Origin of the sequence: Streptomyces melanosporofaciens, from assembly GCF_900105695.1 — a bacterium.
GTDB lineage: Bacteria > Actinomycetota > Actinomycetes > Streptomycetales > Streptomycetaceae > Streptomyces > Streptomyces antimycoticus.
The window spans coordinates 2099425-2119251 of sequence record NZ_FNST01000002.1; the positions used below are offsets into that span (position 1 = coordinate 2099425).

Annotated in this window: 19 protein-coding genes, 1 tRNA gene and 1 pseudogene; 11 read left to right on the top strand and 10 right to left on the bottom strand. The window is 69.9% G+C overall.

Translation table 11 applies throughout. The annotated features are described in order from the left end of the window. Positions 1–76 precede the first annotated feature (76 nt). Positions 77–1909, top strand: coding sequence for a glutamine--fructose-6-phosphate transaminase (isomerizing) (gene glmS, locus BLV72_RS11435; RefSeq protein WP_093462000.1), 1833 nt, complete (start codon positions 77–79; stop codon positions 1907–1909). A 616-nt stretch (positions 1910–2525) separates the two neighbouring features. Here the strand turns inward: glmS and BLV72_RS11440 are convergent. Next, the gene (locus BLV72_RS11440) at positions 2526–3047 is read right to left on the bottom strand and encodes a universal stress protein (protein WP_093462001.1); all 522 of its coding nucleotides are present in this window, start codon (positions 3045–3047) and stop codon (positions 2526–2528) included. Positions 3048–3545: 498 nt separating this feature from the next. On the opposite strand from BLV72_RS11440, the gene BLV72_RS11445 reads away from it, so the two are divergent. The 4 genes from BLV72_RS11445 to BLV72_RS11460 all read left to right on the top strand — a co-directional run bounded on the left by BLV72_RS11445 (position 3546) and on the right by BLV72_RS11460 (position 6538). Continuing rightward, positions 3546–3920 (top strand): hypothetical protein, encoded by a 375-nt coding sequence (locus tag BLV72_RS11445; RefSeq protein WP_342030660.1) that lies wholly within the window; start codon positions 3546–3548, stop codon positions 3918–3920. A 497-nt stretch (positions 3921–4417) separates the two neighbouring features. Continuing rightward, complete coding sequence (locus BLV72_RS11450; protein WP_093462003.1) at positions 4418–5740, top strand: helix-turn-helix domain-containing protein; 1323 nt, start codon at positions 4418–4420, stop codon at positions 5738–5740. Between the two features lie 5 nt (positions 5741–5745). Next, positions 5746–6354 carry an oligoribonuclease gene (gene orn, locus BLV72_RS11455; protein WP_059142078.1) on the top strand — a complete coding sequence of 203 codons (609 nt, stop codon included), beginning with the start codon at positions 5746–5748 and terminating at the stop codon, positions 6352–6354. A gap of 111 nt (positions 6355–6465) precedes the next feature. Further along, positions 6466–6538: transfer RNA gene (locus BLV72_RS11460), tRNA-His, on the top strand. Positions 6539–6692: 154 nt separating this feature from the next. On the opposite strand, the gene BLV72_RS11465 is transcribed toward BLV72_RS11460, so the two are convergent. Further along, entirely contained in the window at positions 6693–7127 is a 435-nt protein-coding gene (locus BLV72_RS11465) for an Rrf2 family transcriptional regulator (protein ID WP_093462004.1), read from the bottom strand. 137 nt (positions 7128–7264) lie between these two features. On the opposite strand from BLV72_RS11465, the gene BLV72_RS11470 reads away from it, so the two are divergent. After that, positions 7265–8014, top strand: a complete 750-nt coding sequence (locus BLV72_RS11470; RefSeq protein WP_093462005.1) for an SDR family NAD(P)-dependent oxidoreductase — start codon at positions 7265–7267, stop codon at positions 8012–8014. Positions 8015–8238: 224 nt separating this feature from the next. Beyond that, positions 8239–8526: a hypothetical protein gene (locus BLV72_RS11475; RefSeq protein ID WP_093462006.1), complete on the top strand. Its 288-nt coding sequence runs from the start codon at positions 8239–8241 to the stop codon at positions 8524–8526. A 71-nt stretch (positions 8527–8597) separates the two neighbouring features. Here BLV72_RS11475 and BLV72_RS11480 read toward each other — a convergent pair. Together BLV72_RS11480 and BLV72_RS11485 are read right to left on the bottom strand one after the other, a co-directional pair. Next, a pseudogene (locus BLV72_RS11480) lies at positions 8598–8909 on the bottom strand (GNAT family N-acetyltransferase); the annotation flags it as partial. A 265-nt stretch (positions 8910–9174) separates the two neighbouring features. Further along, positions 9175–9381, bottom strand: a complete 207-nt coding sequence (locus BLV72_RS11485; protein ID WP_093462007.1) for a hypothetical protein — start codon at positions 9379–9381, stop codon at positions 9175–9177. Positions 9382–9548: 167 nt separating this feature from the next. Between BLV72_RS11485 and BLV72_RS11490 the strand changes: the two genes are divergently transcribed. Then, positions 9549–10154: a hypothetical protein gene (locus BLV72_RS11490; RefSeq protein WP_093462008.1), complete on the top strand. Its 606-nt coding sequence runs from the start codon at positions 9549–9551 to the stop codon at positions 10152–10154. Positions 10155–10184: 30 nt separating this feature from the next. Here BLV72_RS11490 and BLV72_RS11495 read toward each other — a convergent pair whose 3' ends face one another. Together BLV72_RS11495 and BLV72_RS11500 are read right to left on the bottom strand one after the other, a co-directional pair. After that, positions 10185–10562 (bottom strand): MerR family transcriptional regulator, encoded by a 378-nt coding sequence (locus tag BLV72_RS11495; protein ID WP_093462009.1) that lies wholly within the window; start codon positions 10560–10562, stop codon positions 10185–10187. 56 nt (positions 10563–10618) lie between these two features. Next, positions 10619–10978, bottom strand: a complete 360-nt coding sequence (locus tag BLV72_RS11500; RefSeq protein ID WP_093462010.1) for a helix-turn-helix transcriptional regulator — start codon at positions 10976–10978, stop codon at positions 10619–10621. A 112-nt stretch (positions 10979–11090) separates the two neighbouring features. Here BLV72_RS11500 and BLV72_RS11505 point away from each other — a divergent pair, with 112 nt between their 5' ends. After that, positions 11091–11564 carry an STAS domain-containing protein gene (locus tag BLV72_RS11505; RefSeq protein WP_093470302.1) on the top strand — a complete coding sequence of 158 codons (474 nt, stop codon included), beginning with the start codon at positions 11091–11093 and terminating at the stop codon, positions 11562–11564. Here BLV72_RS11505 and BLV72_RS11510 read toward each other — a convergent pair. From BLV72_RS11510 to BLV72_RS11520, 3 genes are all read right to left on the bottom strand, one after another. Further along, positions 11542–12291: a Clp protease N-terminal domain-containing protein gene (locus BLV72_RS11510; RefSeq protein WP_093462011.1), complete on the bottom strand. Its 750-nt coding sequence runs from the start codon at positions 12289–12291 to the stop codon at positions 11542–11544. The two genes, BLV72_RS11505 and BLV72_RS11510, sit on opposite strands and share 23 nt — an antisense overlap. A 50-nt stretch (positions 12292–12341) precedes the next feature. Then, on the bottom strand, positions 12342–12668 hold the full coding sequence (locus BLV72_RS11515; RefSeq protein WP_244320728.1) for a hypothetical protein: 327 nt from the start codon (positions 12666–12668) through the stop codon (positions 12342–12344). 128 nt (positions 12669–12796) lie between these two features. Then, positions 12797–15688 (bottom strand): glycoside hydrolase family 48 protein, encoded by a 2892-nt coding sequence (locus tag BLV72_RS11520; protein ID WP_093462013.1) that lies wholly within the window; start codon positions 15686–15688, stop codon positions 12797–12799. Positions 15689–16047: 359 nt separating this feature from the next. Between BLV72_RS11520 and BLV72_RS11525 the strand changes: the two genes are divergently transcribed. Beyond that, the gene (locus BLV72_RS11525) at positions 16048–17262 is read left to right on the top strand and encodes a glycoside hydrolase family 5 protein (RefSeq protein WP_093462014.1); all 1215 of its coding nucleotides are present in this window, start codon (positions 16048–16050) and stop codon (positions 17260–17262) included. Beyond that, a complete protein-coding gene (locus BLV72_RS11530) occupies positions 17259–18626 on the top strand; it encodes a glycoside hydrolase family 6 protein (protein WP_093462016.1) in 1368 nt (455 codons plus the stop codon). Before BLV72_RS11525 ends, BLV72_RS11530 begins: the two co-directional genes overlap by 4 nt. 70 nt (positions 18627–18696) lie before the next feature. On the opposite strand, the gene BLV72_RS11535 is transcribed toward BLV72_RS11530, so the two are convergent. Continuing rightward, positions 18697–19743 (bottom strand): LacI family DNA-binding transcriptional regulator, encoded by a 1047-nt coding sequence (locus BLV72_RS11535; protein ID WP_093462017.1) that lies wholly within the window; start codon positions 19741–19743, stop codon positions 18697–18699. Between the last annotated feature and the right edge of the window lie 84 nt (positions 19744–19827).

Here is a 19827-nt window from a genome sequence, read left to right on the forward strand (position 1 = left end):
GGTCCACGATGGCGGCCGCCACCGCCGGACACGAGCACGAGCATGTACGAGCGATCAATGGGAGGGCCTGAACACCATGTGCGGAATCGTCGGATACATCGGCAAGCGCGATGTGGCACCGCTGCTGCTGGAGGGGCTGCAGCGGCTGGAGTACCGCGGCTATGACTCCGCGGGCATCGCGATCCAGGGCAAGCCCGCCAAGGGCGCCCAGAGCGCCGGGCTGAAGACCGCCAAGGCCAAGGGCCGGGTCCGCGAGCTGGAGGCCAGGCTTCCCAAGCGGTTCGCGGGCACCACCGGGATCGCCCACACCCGCTGGGCCACCCACGGCGCGCCCAATGACACCAACGCGCATCCGCATCTGGACGCGGACGGCAAGGTCGCCGTCGTCCACAACGGCATCATCGACAACGCCGCCGAGCTGCGCGCCAAGCTGGCCGCCGACGGCGTCGAGCTCGCCTCCGACACCGACTCCGAGGCGCTCGCCCATCTCATCGGCCGCTCCCAGGCGCCCACCCTGGAGGAGAAGGTCCGCCACGCGCTCTCGATGGTCGAGGGCACCTACGGCATCGCCGTGCTGCACGCCGACTTCCCGGACCGCATCGTCGTCGCCCGCAACGGCTCGCCGGTGGTGCTGGGCATCGGTGAGAAGGAGATGTTCGTCGCCTCCGACGTCGCCGCGCTGGTCAGCCACACCCGCCAGGTGGTCACCCTGGACGACGGCGAGATGGCCACCCTCAAGGCCGACGACTACCGCACCTACACCACCGAGGGCAGCCGCACCGCACCCTCCCCCACCACGGTGGAGTGGGAGGCCGAGTCGTACGACATGGGCGGCCACGACACCTATATGCACAAGGAGATCCACGAGCAGGTCGACGCCGTGGACCGGGTGCTGCGCGGCCGGATCGACGACCGCTTCTCCACCGTCCGGCTGGGCGGGCTCAACCTGGACGCCCGCGAGGCGCGCGGGGTGCGCCGGGTCAAGATCCTCGGCTGTGGTTCGGCGTACCACACGGGCCTGATCGGGGCCCAGCTCATCGAGGAGCTGGCCCGGATCCCGGCGGACGCGGAGCCCGCGAGCGAGTTCCGCTACCGCAACCCGGTCGTGGACCCGGACACCCTCTACATCGCGGTCAGCCAGTCCGGCGAGACCTACGACACGCTGGCGGCCGTCCAGGAGCTCAAGCGCAAGGGCGCCCGGGTGCTGGGCGTCGTCAACGTCGTGGGCAGCGCCATCGCCCGGGAGACCGACGGCGGGGTGTACGTCCACGCGGGCCCGGAGGTGTGTGTCGTCTCCACCAAGTGCTTCACCAACACCGCCGTCGCCTTCGCGCTGCTCGCCCTCCACCTGGGCCGGATCCGTGATCTCTCGGTCGCCGACGGCAAGCGGATCATCGCCGGGCTGCGCAAGCTGCCCGAGCAGATCGCCGAGGTGCTGAGCGGCGAGGAAGAGATCAAAGAGCTCGCCGCGGAATATGCGAACGCAAAGAGCATGATGTTCGTCGGGCGGGTCCGCGGCTACCCGGTGGCGCGCGAGGCGTCCCTGAAGCTGAAGGAGGTCTCCTACGTCCACGCCGAGGCGTACCCGGCCTCCGAGCTCAAGCACGGGCCGCTCGCGCTGATCGAGCCCGAGGTGCCGACCGTGGCGGTCCTGCCGGATGACGACCTGCTGGAGAAGAACCGCGCGACGCTGGAGGAGATCAAGGCCCGCAGCGGCCGGATCCTGGCCGTCGCCCACCGGGAGCAGGAGAAGGCGGACCACACGATCGTGGTACCCCGCAACGAGGTGGAGCTCGACCCGATCCTCATGGGCATCCCGCTCCAACTGCTCGCGTATCACACGGCGCTGGCGCTCGGCCGCGACATCGACAAGCCCCGCAACCTCGCCAAGTCGGTGACGGTCGAGTAGCCCCGCGCACCCACGCGACCTCGGCGAATCCTCCGCGACTCCCTGCGCGAACCCTTGGCGGTCCCCCGCGTGTGCCACCACGCACGCGGGGGCCGCCTCCCCTTCGCCGGCGTCGCCCTTTTGCGCCGACGGCTGGCCGACGCGCGGGAACCGTCACTTCCCGCGCGCCGGCACGATCGAACGTTTTGTACCCCTCACAAACGCACAATCCACCTCTACGCACGGGTAGGTTTGTCCGTTGTCAAGATGAACTTGACGCCATCTCACCTGCGGTCAAGGGGAGTTGAGGGTGTCCGGTTCCCGGCGTCCGGGCCAAGCCATGCCGACGGCAGAGGTTTTGGGCTGAACAACCGCGCTTGACGAACGGGCGCCGGAGCCACGGCACGCCAGGGCACGGGGACTTGAAGGGACCTGGAGGGGCCGGGAAGGCCCGCAGAAGCCGCTCAGGGGCGCTCGGGGACCCGTGGAGCGCCTGGAGCGCCTGAGGCGCCAGGAGACACCCGGTGACACTCAGAAGATGCCCAGCGGACACCCAGGGGATGGCCCGCGGACGACAGAAGACGCCCAGGGATGCCCGGCGGACGTCAGGCGAGGCCAGGGGACACCCGGCCGGCGCTCAGGGGATGACGATGACGGGCCGCTGCGCCCGCCGTGCGAGCCGCCCCGCGACCGAGCCGAAGATCCGCCCCACCAGCCCGTGCGTGGAGCCCACCACAATGGCGTCGGCCGCGTACTCCCGGCCGACCTCCTCCAGCTCATGGCAGATGTCCCCGCCCCGCTCGACGAGGATCCAGGGCACCTCGGAGAGATGATCGGCGCAGGCCAACTCGAGCCCCAGCACCTCGGTGCGGTGATCGGGGACGTCGACGAAGACCGGCGGCTCACAGCCCGCCCACACCGTCGTCGGCAGCCGGTTGGCCACGTGGACGATGATCAGCCCTGAGCCTGAGCGCCGGGCCATGCCGATGGCGTAGGCGAGGGCGCGCTCGCTCGACGTGGAGCCGTCGAATCCGACCACGACACCGTGCTGGAACGCTGGATCGCAGGAATGACGTGTTTCTTCCGCCGCTTCGGGGGTCGCCATGTGATCGGCGACCCGCTTGCGGTCCGCGGGTTCGGGGATTTCGTGACCGGCCATCGGTGTCTCGGCGAAGGATGTCCTCGTGCGGAGGGATCGGCGGGGGCTCAGGTTGGGGGTTGTCGGGGGACTTGAGCTCCGCTGGAGCTCGGGGACGATCTCGAGGGGTCGAAATCCGTCCGGGATTCATCTTTCCAAGCCCTTACCCCCAAGGGTACGGCGGCATTCACCACCTGCCCAGAGGTAGCCACGGGAGCGGAGCCGCCCGAAGCGTTCCCCGGAGCATGCCGGAGGGCGGCCCGTAACGCAATGCCCCAAGTGGTCCCCGCCACGCCCGGTCCGCGGCCCGTCGCCAGGGCCGGCCGGACCGCCACGGCACGCCGCCCGGCCGCCCGGCAGTGACCTGGGGGCGGGCCGGGCGTTGTAGTAGCGGCAGCCGGTACGGCGGCCCCGGCCCGACCCGCTCACCTGCCCGGATCTCCGGCCCGCCGCCCCTCCCCACCCCCGCGCGGAGCGCCCTGCCGACATCTCGCCGGCCGCTCGAGAGGAGCCTTGCCCGTGTCCGTCGCCCGCGAGTACGACGCCCCCGGCGGCATCCCCGGCGACACGGCCGGGACACCCGGACGGCCCCATATTCCAAGCCCCGCTCGAGCCCCGGTCCAGCCCACCGCTAGCGACGCGGTGAGCGAGGTGATCCGCTGGGCGGCCTTCGGCTGCGCCGTGGTCCCCGTCGTCCTGCTCATGTGCGGATTACCCCTCGGCGGCGCCCTGGGGGCCGGTGCGGGCCTCGCCGCCGTGACCGCCGCCAGCCGCGCCCTGCTGCGCCATTCCGAACGCACCGCGGCCCGGCTGGACGCGGACGGCGCCAGTCCGCATCGGGGCCGCCACGGCCGTACGGGCATCGGCGCGCACCGGGGCGGCCGCCGCGTCTGAGGACGCGCGAAAGCCCCGGGGCCGGGAAAGCGGTCCGTAGCGCTCCGTACACTCAGCGCTGATGGAGCGCCGCTGGAGCGTCGCTCGAGCCCCGAGGATGTACGAGCCGGCCGTACGCCGGTCGCATGACGCATCCGTACGCATGCGCCCGCTTGTTTTGAGCCAACTTCGGGCCACACTTCTTCCCTTGGCAAACGCCGTGCTCAACACCCGTCCGGCCAGCGTGGAAAGGGGTCCGCGGGGCACGTACCCCCTACGGGAAGTGGGTGTCGGCACAAGGCGTACTTCACAGCGAGGGCTACGAGTGCAACGCTTCGTGATCGAATGCTTCGCGCCAAGTTCCCATGTCGACATAGTGGCGGGTGGTGAACTGGTCACGGCGACCACACGCGACACAGTAGATTCGATCTTGGCCATGACCGGCGGGGGAACCGTTCAGGACCGAGGGGAAACGTGCAGGACCGAGAGGACGCGACCACCGAGGGGGGCTTAGTGCCATGAGCCAGGACTCCACGACCGTACCGGAGACCTCGCGCAAGCTCTCCGGACGCCGGCGACGAGAAATCGTCGCGGTGCTGCTGTTCAGCGGCGGCCCCATCTTCGAAAGCTCCATCCCGCTCTCCGTCTTCGGTATCGACCGGCAGGACGCCGGAGTCCCTCGGTACCGATTGCTGGTGTGCGCGGGCGAAGATGTGCCACTGCGAACGACTGGCGGACTGGAACTGACCGCACCATACGGCCTGGAGGCACTCTCCCGGGCCGGCACCGTCGTCGTACCGGCCTGGCGGTCGATAACCCAGCCGCCACCGGCCGCCGCGCTCGACGCGCTGCGCCGCGCGCACGAGGAGGGCGCGCGGATCGTGGGCCTGTGCACCGGGGCCTTCGTACTGGCCGCCGCCGGGCTGCTGGACGGCCGCCCGGCGACCACCCACTGGATGTACGCGCCGACGCTCGCCAAACGCTATCCGTCGGTCCATGTGGACCCCCGCGAGCTCTTCGTCGACGACGGCGACGTACTGACCTCGGCGGGCACCGCCGCCGGGATCGATCTATGCCTGCACATCGTGCGCACCGACCACGGCGCGGACGCCGCCGGCGCCCTCGCCCGGCGCCTGGTCGTCCCGCCACGCCGCAGCGGAGGGCAGGAGCGCTATCTGGACAGGTCGTTACCAGAGGAGATCGGGGCGGATCCGCTCGCCGAGGTGGTGGCGTGGGCGCTCGAGCATCTGCATGAGCAGTTCGACGTCGAGGCCCTGGCGGCGCGCGCCTATATGAGCCGCAGAACCTTCGACCGCAGGTTCCGCTCGCTCACTGGGAGCGCTCCACTGCAGTGGCTGATCACCCAGCGGGTGCTGCAGGCGCAGCGGCTCCTGGAGACCTCCGACTACTCGGTCGACGAGGTCGCCGGCCGCTGCGGCTTCCGTTCGCCGGTCGCGCTGCGCGGGCACTTCCGGCGGCAGCTGGGGTCCTCCCCGGCCGCCTACCGGGCCGCGTACCGCGCCCGCAGGCCCCAGGGCGGGCCGGCGGATCGCACGGACCGCCCCGACCGCCTGGAGCGGCTGGAGCGGGCCGACCGGCCCGACCGCGCCGAGGTGATCGAACCCCGCTCGGGTGACCACTCCCTGCCGCTGCGGCGACAGGGCGCGCCCGGCGGTCCCACCGGTCACTCGGGGCATCCTCCGCACCACCATCACGCTCCGCATCCGGACCCTGGCAAACCGGAGTCGGACACCTACGCCCCACGCCTGCCCGAACAGGCCGCGGGCCGCGCTCCGGGCCGTCCGTCCCTGCCCGGCCAGCGGGAACGCCCCGTAGGGTGAGACGTATGAACGATCGCATGGTGTGGATCGACTGCGAGATGACCGGGCTCTCGCTGGCGAACGACGCGCTTATCGAGGTGGCCGCGCTGGTCACGGACTCCGAGCTGAACATCCAGGGCGAGGGAGTGGACATCGTTGTCCGGCCCCCCGCGGAAGCGCTGGTCACCATGCCCGAGGTGGTGCGCGAGATGCACACCACCTCCGGCCTGCTCGCCGAGCTCGAGGGCGGGACCACGCTCGAGGATGCCCAGGACCAGGTCCTGGCCTACATCCGCGAGCACGTCCCCGAGGCCGGCAAGGCCCCGCTGTGCGGAAACTCGGTCGGCACCGACCGGGGCTTCCTCCTCCGGGACATGCCGACGCTCGAGAGCTACCTCCACTACCGGATCGTCGACGTCTCCTCGATCAAGGAGCTGGCCCGCCGCTGGTATCCGCGGGCCTACTTCAACAGCCCCAAGAAGAACGGCAACCACCGCGCGCTCGCGGACATCCACGAGTCCATCGCCGAGCTGCGCTACTACCGTGAAGCGGTCTTCGTCCCCGCGCCCGGCCCGGACTCGGACACGGCGAAGACCATCGCGGCCAAGCACGTCCTGCCCGCCCGGCAGACCTGACCCGGGCCGGCCCGACCCGGTGCTCGCTCCCGACACCCCGAAAGCCGGGAGCGAGCACCCCTTCGGACCCTGTACACTTTTTCTCGGCCGGTGCGGAAAGCGCCGGTCATGGTGGGTATAGCTCAGCTGGTAGAGCACCTGGTTGTGGTCCAGGATGTCGCGGGTTCGAGTCCCGTTACTCACCCTTACAGATCAGCCGGTGACCTGCGGAAACGCGGCACCGGCTGATCTTTTGCGCCCGGAACCCGAACCCCAGCTCCAGCGGCAGGAGTTGCCAGGCTGTTCGCCGGCCCGGGCATGGATGGGGATCTTGGTGATGTCAGGGCGTAACGGGGAGGCTAGCGAGGTGCCGCGAGTACGTCGCGGAGCACGTTCGCGAGCGTGACGCGGGCCAGCTCGCGTCTCAGGGTCTCCTCGATGCCCTCATAGATGCCCTGCATCACCGGCTGGATGCCGTAACCCACCACGCATCCCTGGTCCGGGGTGGTGCGGTGCATCGCGAACAGCGGGCCGGGTTCCACTGCCTCGTACACGTCGAGCAGGGTCATCGACCCCAGCTCGCGCGCCAGCGACCAGCCCGCGCCCACGCCCCGCCGGGACTCCACGAGCCCGGCCCTGCGCAGCTCGCCGAGCAGCCGCCTGATCACCACGGGGTTGGTGTTCGCGCTGGTCGCGATCTGCTCGGAGGTGGCGACCTCATGGCCCCGGCTCTGGTAGAGACCGATCCAGGCCAACGCGTGGGCGGCGATGGTCAGCCTGCTGTTGGCGCTCATGGGCTCCTCCTCTCGGCCGCAACGCTTTATGTTACGACAGCACAGTCGTAACAGTTAAGGTTGCGACAGCCTGTCGTAACAATTAATGTTGCGACTGCCGGGAAGGGTCAATCCGGTCAATCAACGAGGTGAGAAGAATGAGCAAGCCACTCACGGGCAAGGTCGCCCTGGTCACCGGGGGGTCGCGCGGACTGGGAGCCGCGACCGTACGACTGCTGGCCGAGCAGGGCGCCGACGTCGCCTTCACCTATGTCAGCTCCGAGAAGCAGGCGCAGGCCGTCGTCGACGAGGTGCGCGGCAAGGGAGCCAAGGCCGTCGCCTTCAAGTCCGACCAGGCGGACACGAGTCGGGCGCCGACGCTGATCGACGACGTGGTCGCGCACTTCGGCGGCCTGGACATCCTCGTCAACAACGCGGCGATCTCCGTGGCCGGCATGGTGGACGACCCGGCCGCCGACACCGCCGCGCTGGACCGGATGCACGCCACCAACTACCTCGGCGTGATCGCCGTCATCCGGGCCGCCTCCCGAGTGCTGCGCGCGGGCGGCCGCATTGTCACGGTGAGTTCCGGACTGGGCTCCCGGGTCGGTGTCCCGGGAGCTGCCGACTACTCGGCGACCAAGGCAGGGATCGAGAGGTACACCATGGGGGTCGCACGGGACCTCGGGCCCCGGGACATCACGGCCAACGTCGTGGAGGCCGGACTGATGGAGGGCGGCATGGAAACGCCGGACCCCGAGACCCTCAAGGCCCTGGTCAGCTCGCTCTCCCTGCAACGCCTGGGGCACCCCGACGAAATCGCCGCGGCGATCGCCTTTCTCGCGAGCCCCGCCGCGTCGTACGTCACGGGCGCGGTGCTGGACGCCCACGGCGGCTACAACGCCTGAACCGGAACCCCTGCCGCGCGCCCCGAAGGACGTCGCGCCTTCGGTGCGCGCACCGCCGACGACCCGCGCTCCTGGCAGTGCTCGGGCGACCCGCCCCGTCGACACCGGCGGGGCGGCGACATGTCCCGCCGAATCCCTCCACACCAGCCCACACGCCCGATACAGTGCTCATCCCCCCCACACACGGCACATCAGCACGCACTCAGGGGGGAACCATGGGAACCATGCGCACTCGCGCCATAGCACTCACCGCCGCCATCCTCTGCCTGCCGCTCACCGCATGCGGCAACGAGGGCAGCAAGATCAGCACCAGCCCCAAGGTCCGGTCCTCCTCGCAGGCCGCAACCACCAGCGAGGCCGCAGACGCCGAGCGGACACCGGCCGCAACGGACGAACCCGAGCAGGCCCAAGACGCCCGCGTCGGCGACACCCTCACCCTCTCGGGCCAGAACGACGACGAACAGCTCGACGTCACCGTTGCCGACGAGACCGGCCAGTGGAAGATCGGCTAGCCCCAGTCACTACGTCCGTAAGCGCCCCCTCATCTCCGCGTAGGCGAGAGGGCGCTTCGGTGTGTCCGGCGTCAGCTCGGCAGCGGAAGCTCAGCGAGCATCACCGCGAAGAGCGGAGAGTCCGGGAAGGGCCGGCGCTCCCCCACCTTCCGGAAGCCCCAGGACTCGTACAGGACCTGGATCCGGGGGTGTTCGGTGTCCACGAGCAGGACCGCAAGGACCTCGTCCCGCCCTGCCATCAGCGTGCGGGTCAGCCGCTCGGCCAGTCCCTGCTTGCGCCACTCCGGGATCACGGCCAGCTCGGAGTACGAGAACGTCAAGTCCTTCTCCGGCGCCGGGTCGAGGTACTCGCGCCACCACTCACGGCCGGGGCTGGCCGGGGCTGGCCGGGGCTGGCCGGGGCTGGCCGGGGCTGGCCGGGGCTGGCCGGGGCTGGCCGGGGCTGGCCGGGGCTGGCCGGGGCTGGCCGGGGCTGGCCGGGGCTGGCCGGGGCTGGCCGGGGCACCGTACGCGACCCGCGGCGTGCGGGCGGGGCGGCCGGGGCGCTCTGGGATGCCGCCGCCCAGGGCTTCTCCTGGGGATCAGCGTGCGGACCGCAGGCAGATGCCTGCCAGGTGGCGCCCGGCCAGATCCACCACTGAAAGCACCCTAGTCACCGCCACTGCCACCATCACTGCTGGTCGGGGTCAGGCTGCGGCGCCGGTTCTTCTCGGAGCGCCTCAGCAGCCTCCCCGCGGCAAGCGTCACAGTCGCCACCACGCGGGCCCAGCGGGGACCGCCGCGTTCCGCCCACACCACACACGCGCATCCGCCGATGACAAGCACCAAGACGCCGAGCAGCACCAGAACAGTCATGTTCCCCGCCCTTGCATTCGTTCTTACGGTCCTCGCGATCGTCTCACCGGGGAGAGAGATGGCTGAGGTTGGGCCGGGCGGCGGGATGCGGGGAACCGTGGAGGTCCTCCGCGGCGTGGCACACGATGAAGGCGGTCGTCCCGTCAGAAACGAGGTGTCGCGTCCCGATGAAGCGCAAGACCAGAATCCTCCTGGCGGGCCTGGCCTCCGTGGGCGGCGCCGTCGTCGGCGCGGGCATGTTGCACAACCGGCGGCCCGATCGCAGGGAACGCCTTTATGCCACGGTCTACAGCGAGCCCGGCTACATGGGCCGCTACGAGAGGCTGACCTGGAACGGCGGCAAGCGCGAGGTCGTTCCGCTCAACCGGATAAAGCTGCCGCGCATCGGCTCGATCAGGCTGGAGCGGCTCGTCTACCGCTTCCAGCCCGATGTGCGGCTCCCGAACCCGTACTTCCTGTGGCACGCCCTCACCGAGCGCTCGGACCGCTCGGACCCCGAGGAGGGCATTGTCGGCTTCATCGCCATGTACCAGCTCGCCGGCATGTTCTCGATGGGCTTGTGGGAGCCGGTCCGCGAGTCCGCGGCGCGGTCGGGGGTGCGGCTCTGGGCCGGACGCCCCGCGCATGCCCCAGGGGGCCCTTCCGGTAAGGCGGCTTCCGGCGGCTCGCGCTGGCACGACGTCCTGGCCAACACACCCGACCTCGGCCCCTGGAGCACCCGCGCCCGCTACCTCGAACTCGGCTATCACGGCGGGAGCGGCGCCCGCCGCTGATTGGCCGTCTGCCTTAGCCGTCGCGGTGGATCAAGCGCTTTGCGGGACGCACCGGGTCTCGCCGTCGACCATGCCGTCGCCCGCGGCCATGAGGGCCTCCAGGTGGTCGCGGGCCTTGGCCAGGTCGGCGATCTGGGCGTTCATACGGTCGCGTTCGGAGGTCAGGCGGGCGAGCATGGCGGGGGTGGCGACGCCGGTGTGCATGCAGGGGACGAGTTCACGGATGGTCTTGCTGGACAGGCCCGCGGCGTAGAAGCACTGGATCATCAGGACGTGGGCGACCGCGGTGTCCGGGTAGTGGCGCTGGCCGCTGGGGCTGCGCTCCGAGGTGAGCAGGTGCTGCTCCTCGTAGTAGCGCAGCGCTCGCACACTGACGCCGGTCTGGGCGGCGAGTTCGCCGATACGCACCGTGACTCCTACCTCTGACATCAAGGGTCGTTTCAGCGTAATCGAGGGCGGGAGCGTCAGTGCGCCGTCGGGTTCGGGTTCCCGCCGCCCATGGACCCGTCGGGGTGCTTGCGCCGGGCCTCGTCCTCGACGAGCAGGGAGAGCAGCGAGGCCACGGGGAGTCCGGCCTCGGCCGGGTGGCGCAGGACCTTCCCGGGCTCGATGCGGTACGTGTTCGTGCGCCCCTCACGGGTGTGGGACAGATACCCGTCCTGCTCCAGGTCGGCGATGATCTTTTGGACGGCGCGCTCCGTCAGCCTGCAGTGCGCGGCGATGTCGCGGATCCGCACGTTCGGATCGTCGGCGATCGTGGCCAGCACGCGGGCGTGGTTGGTCAGGAACGTCCATCCAGTGTGCGATTCAGGCACTCCTCCCATGCGCTCATGATATTACCGAAGCGATGATGACGCATCCAGAAACATGAATTATGCTTCGGGTAATGCAAGTCGTGTGATGCCCGTGCGGCGACTTGAGGGGAGCCAGAGACAGATGCACGCCCGAGACGTCTCCACGCCCGAGCCCGGGCACCGCTCGCCGTACCGACCCGCGCACGACGCGGCGGTCGGGCCGACGCCGTCGCGCCCCGCGCCCACGCCCCTGCCCTCCCTCATCACCGACAGCTACCAGGAGGGGCCCCGGAAGGTTGTGGTGATCCGGGGGGAAGTGGACTACGAGACCGCGCCCGCCGTGTCCGCCGCCCTGCGCACAGCCCTCCGCGCCTCCGCCGAGGGCGTCGACGTGGACCTGAGAGCGGTGAGGTTCTGGGACTGCTCGGGCCTCAACGCACTGCTGAGGCTTCGCCGAGAGGCGCTCGCACACGGCAAGACGGTCACCGTCCGCTCCCCGAGTGGCGTGGTCAGGCGCGTCCTCAGCCTGACCGGCACAGCACCCCTGTTCCGGCCGCCGCACACCCGCCGTTGGGCCGTCGAGGGCCGCTCGGTCACCCCTCCATCTCGTCCTTGATGGCCTCGGCGATGCGGGTCAGCGCCTTGGTGAGGGTGTCCACGGCGGTGGCCTTGTCGATGCCCAGTCCGGTCAACAGGCCCGCGCCGTCCTCGTGTTCGAGGAGGGCGAGGAGGATGTGCTCGGTGCCGATGTAGTTGTGGCCCAGCCGCAGGGCCTCGCGGAAGGTGAGCTCCAGGACCTTGCGGGCGCCCGCGTCGTACGGGATGAGCTCGGGCACCTCCTCGGCGGCCGGCGGGAGGGCCTCGGTGGCCGCCTGGCGGACGGTGTCGAGCAGGACGCCCTGGGCGAGGATCGCCTTCGCGGCGAGGCTGTCCGGGTCGTGGAGGAGGCCCAGGACCAGGTGCTCGGGGCACACCTCGCCGTTGGAGGCCGCGCGGGCCTCGTTCGCCGCCGCCATCACGGTGTTCCGCGCCCGTGGGGTGTAGCGGCTGAAGCCCTGGTTGGGGTCGAGGTCCGACGGTTCGCCGGGCGCCTTGGGGACGAAGCGCTTCTGGGCCGCCTGCCGCGTCACCCCCATGCTCTTGCCGATGTCGGTCCAGGAGGCGCCGGAGCGGCGGGCCTGGTCCACGAAGTGGCCGATGAGGTGGTCGGCCACCTCATCGAGGTGTTCGGCGGCGATCACCGCGTCGGTGAGCTGCTCGAGAGCGTCGGTGTGGACCTTCTTGATGGCCTCGATCAGATCGTCGAGGCGTACGGGATGACTGAGTCCGACTGGTTTCGTCATGTGTCAACCATAGGTTGACACCCTAGGGAGCGTCAACGTTGGGTTGACAGTCAATCCACATCGCCGGAGCCCGCCCCGCGGGACGGCCTGGCCCGGTGCTCGTGGTGCGACCCGTGCGACCCGTGCGACCGGTGCGGGGGCCAGAACGACGTCCACGTGAACTTGTCGCCGCCCACCCACCGGACCACATCCGGATCGTCCAGATCGACATCGTCCAGGCCGACCTCCCGGGCGATCTCGATGACGTCCAGGACCGAGTGCGCCTTGCCCGCCAGCTCTCCGGCGATCTCGACCAGACGGTACGGGGGGTCGTTCTGCTGCACGCCGAGCACCACGATCGGAGGCCGGTGAATGCGCGGGGCCTGGGATTCGGTCATATGTCCCAGGCTGCTCCCCACGCCCTCTCACCGCACCTCGGAAACGCCGGACGCGTGAGCCCGCCGCCTCCACGCGGCACCGTGGCGGGGCCCCCGGCCCCGGGAGCCCCGCCGTCGCGCGATGGTGACTACTCGAAGAGGTCCGCGTACGACCCCATCGCCAGCGCGATGTCCGCCTGGGCCCAGAACCGGTGGTACGTGAAGCTGGGCACCGCGCCGCCCTTCAGATACGCCTCGACCTTCGACCAGGCCGGGTCGTTCTGGTAGAAGGAGCGGATCGACTGGAAGGTGGAGCCGGCGTCGATCTTGTCGCCGTTCGGCATGGTCCCCGTCCAGCCGCTGGGGACGTAGACCGGGTCGTCGAAGCGGTTGTAGTCGGCGCGGGACTCGGGGACCGCGATCCCGAGGGCGTCCTGGTAGTTGTTCCACATGCCGTCCAGCAGCGCCTTCGCGGTGTCCCTGGCCTGGGTGTCGCCGGACTTGGCGGCGTAGTAGGACAGGGTCTTGGCATACGCGGCCGCCACGCCCACGTCATTGGTGTAGTCGGCAACGGTGACGTGCAGGCTCGCGTTGGCGCCGGGGCTGGAGGCGTTCCAGGTGTCGGGCTGGCCGGACCACTGGAGGGTGGACGGGATCTGGTAGGTGCCGTTGGCGTTGACGGTGGTCTTGGACAGCGCCCACTTGACCCACTTGTCCAGGACCGTCTTCGCGGAGGCGTCACCGGTGCGGTTGTAGTACTCCGCGACCCGCTCCATGGACCACGCCTGGAAGCCGAACCACTGGTTGGACGGCGGGTCGTGGTAGACCGGCTTCTCGTCGTAGTACATCCCGTAGAAGGTGGACTTGCCCGACGGCGGCGTGGCGTAGCGGCCCTGCCAGCTGTTGGTGGCACCGCCCGCGATGGCGCCCTCGCTGGACTGCAGCCAGCGGTAGAACTCCAGCTGGCGCTTGAGGCTGGTGGACCAGTCGCCCGCGCCCGTCGCGGACTTGGGCTTGAGGTCGGCGTACGAGCTCAGGGCCCAGGCCGCCATCGGGTTCTGGTAGCCGCCGTGGGCGTGGCTGGAGCCGATGCGCCAGGACCAGCCCGCAGAGGTGTCGGTGGCGCCGCCCCAGGCGTAGTACCAGGACAGCAGGTAGTGGGAGCTGTTCTTGCCGCTCCCGGCCGCGCAGCCGGTCTCCCCGACGCAGTTGCCGACCTTCTTGAAGTACTTGTCGTACATCGCGTAGCGCAGGTAGTCGCCCATCTTGGCGGCCTTGGCGATGTTGCCGGAGATCTGGCCGCCCTTGCCCTGCGCCTTGGCCCACTCCGAGGCCCAGTAGGCGGCCTGGACGACCCGGGCGTCGGCGTCGGGGGCGTTGGTGAACTTCCACTGCTTGGCGTACGCGGCGTCGCCGGTGAACAGGTCCAGATAGCCGTTCTTCCCACCGTACTTGAAGCTGTCGCAGGTGGGCTGGGTCACGGTCTCCCAGACCGACTCCTGCGGGCCGCGCTGGAAGGTGTTGACATAGCTCGGGCCGGTGTCGCTCGGTCCGGCCTCGCACTTGCCGGGCGCGTTGCCGTAGCCATAGACGTTGTCGACGTCCTGGATCCAGTGCATGCCGTAGATGTCATCGGTGCCGTACGCGCTCTTCAGCTCGGCGGCGATGGGGTCGTTGCCGACCGGGACATTGCCGTTGAGCTGGGAGGGGTACTGGGAGGGCTGGTCCCATTCGGGCGCGTAGGTGGCCGGCTTGGAGGCGTCGTAGAAGCCGCCCGTGGGCTGGTCGGCGTGGGTGGGGATCATGTACTTCTCCATGATGTCCCACGCGTTGTTGAACTTGGACCAGTCGCCGGTGACCTTGCCGTACATCGCCTGCAGCCAGATCAGATAGCTGTACGCCTCGGAGGTCGTCTCATGGCCGTGGTCGGGGGCCTCGACGATCAGGGTCTCCACCGAGTGGTACGGAACGCCCTCGGGCGAGAAGTAGCCCGCCGAAGGTGCGGTGATCTTGTTGTAGAGGTCCAGGAAGCGGGCGTCGTAGACCTTCGCGGCGGCCAGCTGGGTGACGGTGACCTCGGCCTTGGTGTGGCCGGCGGCACTCGCGGTGAAGGTGGCGGCACCGGTGCCGCTGTTGGCGGCGGCCACGGTCACCTGCTGGGCGGTGTCCCAGGTGGCGGGGGTGAAGGTGAGCGTGGCGCCCGAGGAGATCGTCAGCCCGGTGTTGCCCGAGGTGCGGGCGACGGAGACGGTGACGTTCGCGGACGGCTTGGTGGACAGCTTGACGCCGAACGTCCCGGTTTTGCCCTGCTGCACCCCGAGCTGACCGGGGCTCGCCACCAGCGTGGGACCGGCCGCCACATGGATGCCGACGGGGGTGGACTCGGCGGAGGCGCCCTGGCTGTCGTACGCCTTGGCGTAGAGCGAGTAGTCGCCCGCCGGGACGTCCTTGTGGTCGAAGGCGTACGGGGAGGTGGTGTCGGTACCCAGGAGCTTGGTGTCGCTGTAGAACTCGACCTTGGTGATCGTCGCCCCGTCGGCCGCCGCGGCCGTGGCCGTCATCGGGACGGTGCCGCCGGAGGTGAAGACGGCGCCGGGGGACGGGCTGCTCAGCACCGCGATGGGCGGCTGATGGGCGCCCCGGCAGGCCACGCCGTTGACGGCGAAGGAGGCGGGGGCGGCGTTGGTGCCGCTGTAGGTGAACTGGGCGCCGGTGGTGACATTGCCCCCGGCCGCGATCTTCGCGTTGTGCCCGGCGTTGGTGACGGTGACGGTCTTGCCGGACTGCGACCAGCTTCCGTTCCAGCCGTTGCTCAGCTTCTGGTTGCCGGCGTAGTCGTAGGTCAGGGTCCAGCCGTCGATGGCGTCGGTGCCGGGGTTGGTGAGGGTGAGGTCGGCGGTGAAGCCGGAGCCCCAGTCGTTGGTCTTGTAGTCGACCCCGCACTGGACCGCCGCGGCGTGCGCGGGGGCGGCGCCGCCCGCCGCGGTCATGGCCACCGGGAGCGAGAGCGCGGCGGCCAGGGCGGTCACCAGCCGTCGCATGCGTCGTCGTGCCCCGAGCCGTGCCCCTGAGAGCCGTGCCCCTGAAAGTCGTGCGCCTGGAAGTGGGGTGCCTGATAAGGGCGAGCCACGCTGTACGCGCATCGGGGGACCTCCTCGCGGTTCGTGCGGGTGGTGGGGGAAAGTGCGAACCAGTGGGAGCGCTCCCAAGGTTCGTGTCAGCCTGATGAGGTGTCAAGTCTTTGAACAACACCACGTGCTCAGAGGTCTTCTACCGATAATTCCGTGAACGGGAGCTGTTGACATGAGCCCGTCGAGCGCTACCTTCACTTCAACCAGTGGGAGCGGTTCCAGCAGTCTGCGCCGTATCGAACGGCGCTTGGACCCCAAGGAGTCGCTCCATGCGAGCACCCCCGCGTCTTTACGCCTTGGTGGCCGCCGCGGTCTTATCCGTGGTGGGCACCGCCCTGGTGCCCACCGGCGCCACCGCCTCGGCGGCGAGCGCGTCGGCCACGACCACCGCGTCGGTCGCCCCGGCCGACGCGCCGTCGAAGCCGTCGAAGCCGTCGAAGGCGACAAAGCCGCTCCGCCCGAACGCCGCCGCACCGCCGAAGCTGCGCGCCTCGGGCAACAAGCTCGTCGACGAGAACGGCGCCACCCGGCGGCTGCTGGGCGTCAACCGCTCCGGCGGTGAGTTCATGTGCGTCCAGGGATACGGCATCTTCGACGGCCCCGTGGACGACGCCTCCGTCAAGGCCATCGCGGACTGGAAGGTCAACGCGGTCCGGATCCCGCTCAACGAGGAGTGCTGGCTGGGCCTTTCCCATATCGACCCGGCCTACGGAGGGGCCAACTACATCGCGGCGGTCAAGGCACTCGTCGCCCGGCTGGAGGCCCATGGCATCACCCCCATCGTCGAACTCCACTGGTCCCACGGCACCTACACCGGAGGGGACAGCCACTGCCCCGGCACCGCGTACGCCACCTGCCAGAAGCCGATGCCGAACGCGCAGTACACCCCGGCCTTCTGGACCTCGGTCGCCCAGACCTTCAAGAGCGACCGGGCCGTGGTCTTCGACCTGTTCAACGAGCCGTTCCCGGACCGCGCCACCTCCGATCTCACGGCGGCGTGGAAGTGCTGGCGCGACGGCGGGAGCTGCCCCGGAATCGACTTCCAGGTCGCCGGGATGCAGACCCTGCTGAACGCCGTGAGGACCGCGGGCGCCAAGAACCTGGTCCTGATCCCCGGGGTCGCCTACTCCAACGATCTGCGCCAGTGGCTGACGTACAAGCCGAACGACCCGGCGGGTAACCTCGCCGCCGCCTGGCACACCTACAACTTCAACACCTGCTCGAGCGAGAGCTGTTTCGACGAACAGCTCGCCCCGGTCATCGCCCAGGTCCCGTTCGTGGCGGGCGAGATCGGCGAGAACACCTGCTCCCACGGCTATATCGACCGGGTCATGGCCTGGCTGGACGCCAAGGGCGCCTCGTATCTGGGCTGGACCTGGAACACCTGGGACTGTTCCTCGGGCCCGTCTCTGATCAGCGATTACAACGGCACGCCGACCAACTTCGGCGTGGGACTCCGTGATCACCTGAAGGGAATGCAATGAGCCGCAGAATCCGAATGGCGGGCACTTTGCTCGCCGCCTCCGCGCTGACCATGGGGGCGCTGACCGGTGTGGCGTCCGCCCAGGTGGACAGCGGCAGGGCGGCCGCCGCGAAGGTCGACAACCCGTACGCGGGCGCCAAGGTGTATGTGAACCCCGACTGGTCGGCGAAGGCCGCCGCCGAGCCCGGCGGCAGCAAGGTCTCCAACCAGCCGACCGGCATCTGGCTGGACCGGATCGCCGCGATCAACGGCACGGGCGGGGCGATGGGGCTGCGCGCCCACCTCGACAAGGCGCTGCAGCAGTCGGGCGGCAGCCCGACCGTCGTCCAGTTAGTGGTCTACGACCTGCCCGGCCGTGACTGCTCCGCGCTGGCGTCCAACGGCGAGCTGGGCCCGACCGAGATCGACAAGTACAAGACGCAGTTCATCGACCCGATCGCGGCGATCCTCTCCGAGTCGAAGTACGCCAACTCCAATCTGCGGATCGTGACCACGATCGAGATCGACTCGCTGCCCAACCTGGTCACCAACACCGGCGGCAGCGCCACCGCGACCCCGCAGTGCGACACGATGAAGGCGAACGGCAACTATGTGAAGGGCGTCGGCTACGCCCTGAACAAGCTGGGCTCGATCGGCAACGTCTACAACTACGTGGACGCCGGTCACCACGGCTGGATCGGCTGGGACAGCAACTTCAACCCCACCGCCCAGGTGATCAAGCAGGCGGCGACGGCCGAGGGCAGCACGGTCGACAAGGTGGCCGGCATCATCGTCAACACGGCCAACTACAGCGCGCTGAAGGAGAACAACTTCACCGTCAACGACTCGGTCAACGGCACCACCGTGCGCCAGTCGAAGTGGGTGGACTGGAACCAGTACGTGGACGAGCTCTCCTTCGCCCAGGCGTTCCGCCAGGAGTTGGTCAACGTCGGCTTCCCGAGCAACATCGGCGCGCTGATCGACACCTCCCGCAACGGCTGGGGCGGCTCGGCCCGGCCCAGCGGCCCCGGCGCGAAGACGGACGTGGACACGTACATCAACGGCGGGCGCTACGACCGCCGGATCCACATCGGCAACTGGTGCAACCAGTCCGGCGCCGGACTCGGTGAGCGGCCCAAGGCGGCACCGGCGGCCGGGATCGACGCATACGTGTGGATGAAGCCCCCGGGCGAGTCGGACGGGGCGAGCTCCCAGATCCCGAACGACGAGGGCAAGGGCTTCGACCGGATGTGCGACCCGACGTACACCGGCAACCCGCGCAACGGCAACAACATGTCGGGTGCGCTGGGGAACGCTCCGCTGTCGGGCCACTGGTTCTCGGCCCAGTTCCAGGAGCTGCTGAAGAACGCCTACCCGGCGCTGTAATCGGCCCGTCCCCTGAAGGTGGGGCCGGTGATCGCGAAGACGCGACCACCGGCCCCACACGCTTTGCCCCTCAGGACGACTCCCGCCGCACCAGTTGGGTGGGAAGTACCATCTGCGGCCGCTTGGAGGTGCGGTCCGACAGCCCCTCGATCTCCTCCAGCAGCACCCGCACCATCGCCCGGCCCATCTCCTCCGTGGCCTGCCGGACGCTGGTGAGCGGAGGGTCCATATGGCGGGCGACGGCCGAGTCCTCGAAGCCGACCAGCGCCACATCGTCCGGGACGCGGCGCCCGCTCTCGCGCAGCACCTGCCGGGCGCCCGCGGCCATCACGTCCGAGGCGGCGAAGACCCCGTCCAGGTCCGGGCGCTGGTCGAGGAGTTGGCTCATGGCCCGGCGGCCGCCCTCCTCGGTGAAGTCCGCGGCGGCCACCAGCTCCGGTTCCACCTCCCGGCCGGCCGCCCGGATCGCGGCGCCGTAGCCCTCCAGGCGGCACTGCGCGACATACATGTCCAGCGGTCCGGTGATGGTGGCGACCGTCGAGCGGCCACGGCCGATGAGGTGTTCCACGGCGGACTGGGCGCCCCCGGTGTTGTCCGAGTCGACGTACGGGACCGATTCGTGCGCCGAGCGGCGGCCGCTGAGCACCGCGGGCATCTCGATCTGCTCCAGCAGGTCCGGCAGCGGGTCGTCCGCGTGCACGGAGACCAGCAGCACCCCGTCGACCCGGTGCGCGGAGAGGTAGTCCGCGAGCCGCTGCCGCTCCTTGGGGGTGCGGATGAGGGTCAGCAGCAGTTGCAGATCGGTGTCGGCGAGCTCGGCGCCGACGCCGCGGATGATGTCGGAGAAGTACGGTTCGGCGAAGAGCCGGGTCTCGGGCTCGGGGATGACCAGGGCGACGGCGTCGGCACGGTTGGCGGCGAGCGCGCGGGCCACCCGGTTGGGCACATAGCCGAGTTCGGCGACGGCCTGCTCGACGGCTGTCCGGGTGCGGTCGCTGACCCGCGGCGAACCGTTGATCACGCGGGAGACGGTGCCGCGGCCGACTCCGGCACGGGCCGCCACTTCCTCGAGGGTCGGCCGTCCCCGCCCCGCGCCATGCCGCCGCGTTCCTGCCATATCGCGCCTCCAGCCGTCCGTACCCAGCAGCTCCAACCCCCCAATGGGCGGCTGCGAAGTCATTCAACAGCAGTGTGGTTTCGG

What these genes read in the sequence shown, in the direction of transcription:
- BLV72_RS11520 (WP_093462013.1), bottom strand. Translation starts at nt 15,688, where the DNA reads ATGCGACGGCTGGTGACCGCCCTGGCCGCCGCGCTCTCGCTCCCGGTG.
- BLV72_RS11465 (WP_093462004.1), bottom strand. Translation starts at nt 7,127, where the DNA reads ATGAGCGCCAACAGCAGGCTGACCATCGCCGCCCACGCGTTGGCCTGG.
- BLV72_RS11510 (WP_093462011.1), bottom strand. Translation starts at nt 12,291, where the DNA reads ATGACGAAACCAGTCGGACTCAGTCATCCCGTACGCCTCGACGATCTG.
- BLV72_RS11535 (WP_093462017.1), bottom strand. Translation starts at nt 19,743, where the DNA reads ATGGCAGGAACGCGGCGGCATGGCGCGGGGCGGGGACGGCCGACCCTC.
- BLV72_RS11485 (WP_093462007.1), bottom strand. Translation starts at nt 9,381, where the DNA reads ATGACTGTTCTGGTGCTGCTCGGCGTCTTGGTGCTTGTCATCGGCGGA.
- BLV72_RS11475 (WP_093462006.1), top strand. Translation starts at nt 8,239, where the DNA reads ATGCGCACTCGCGCCATAGCACTCACCGCCGCCATCCTCTGCCTGCCG.
- BLV72_RS11470 (WP_093462005.1), top strand. Translation starts at nt 7,265, where the DNA reads ATGAGCAAGCCACTCACGGGCAAGGTCGCCCTGGTCACCGGGGGGTCG.
- BLV72_RS11505 (WP_093470302.1), top strand. Translation starts at nt 11,091, where the DNA reads ATGCACGCCCGAGACGTCTCCACGCCCGAGCCCGGGCACCGCTCGCCG.
- glmS (WP_093462000.1), top strand. Translation starts at nt 77, where the DNA reads ATGTGCGGAATCGTCGGATACATCGGCAAGCGCGATGTGGCACCGCTG.
- BLV72_RS11450 (WP_093462003.1), top strand. Translation starts at nt 4,418, where the DNA reads ATGAGCCAGGACTCCACGACCGTACCGGAGACCTCGCGCAAGCTCTCC.
- BLV72_RS11490 (WP_093462008.1), top strand. Translation starts at nt 9,549, where the DNA reads ATGAAGCGCAAGACCAGAATCCTCCTGGCGGGCCTGGCCTCCGTGGGC.
- BLV72_RS11515 (WP_244320728.1), bottom strand. Translation starts at nt 12,668, where the DNA reads ATGACCGAATCCCAGGCCCCGCGCATTCACCGGCCTCCGATCGTGGTG.
- BLV72_RS11440 (WP_093462001.1), bottom strand. Translation starts at nt 3,047, where the DNA reads ATGGCCGGTCACGAAATCCCCGAACCCGCGGACCGCAAGCGGGTCGCC.
- BLV72_RS11500 (WP_093462010.1), bottom strand. Translation starts at nt 10,978, where the DNA reads ATGGGAGGAGTGCCTGAATCGCACACTGGATGGACGTTCCTGACCAAC.
- BLV72_RS11530 (WP_093462016.1), top strand. Translation starts at nt 17,259, where the DNA reads ATGAGCCGCAGAATCCGAATGGCGGGCACTTTGCTCGCCGCCTCCGCG.
- orn (WP_059142078.1), top strand. Translation starts at nt 5,746, where the DNA reads ATGAACGATCGCATGGTGTGGATCGACTGCGAGATGACCGGGCTCTCG.
- BLV72_RS11525 (WP_093462014.1), top strand. Translation starts at nt 16,048, where the DNA reads ATGCGAGCACCCCCGCGTCTTTACGCCTTGGTGGCCGCCGCGGTCTTA.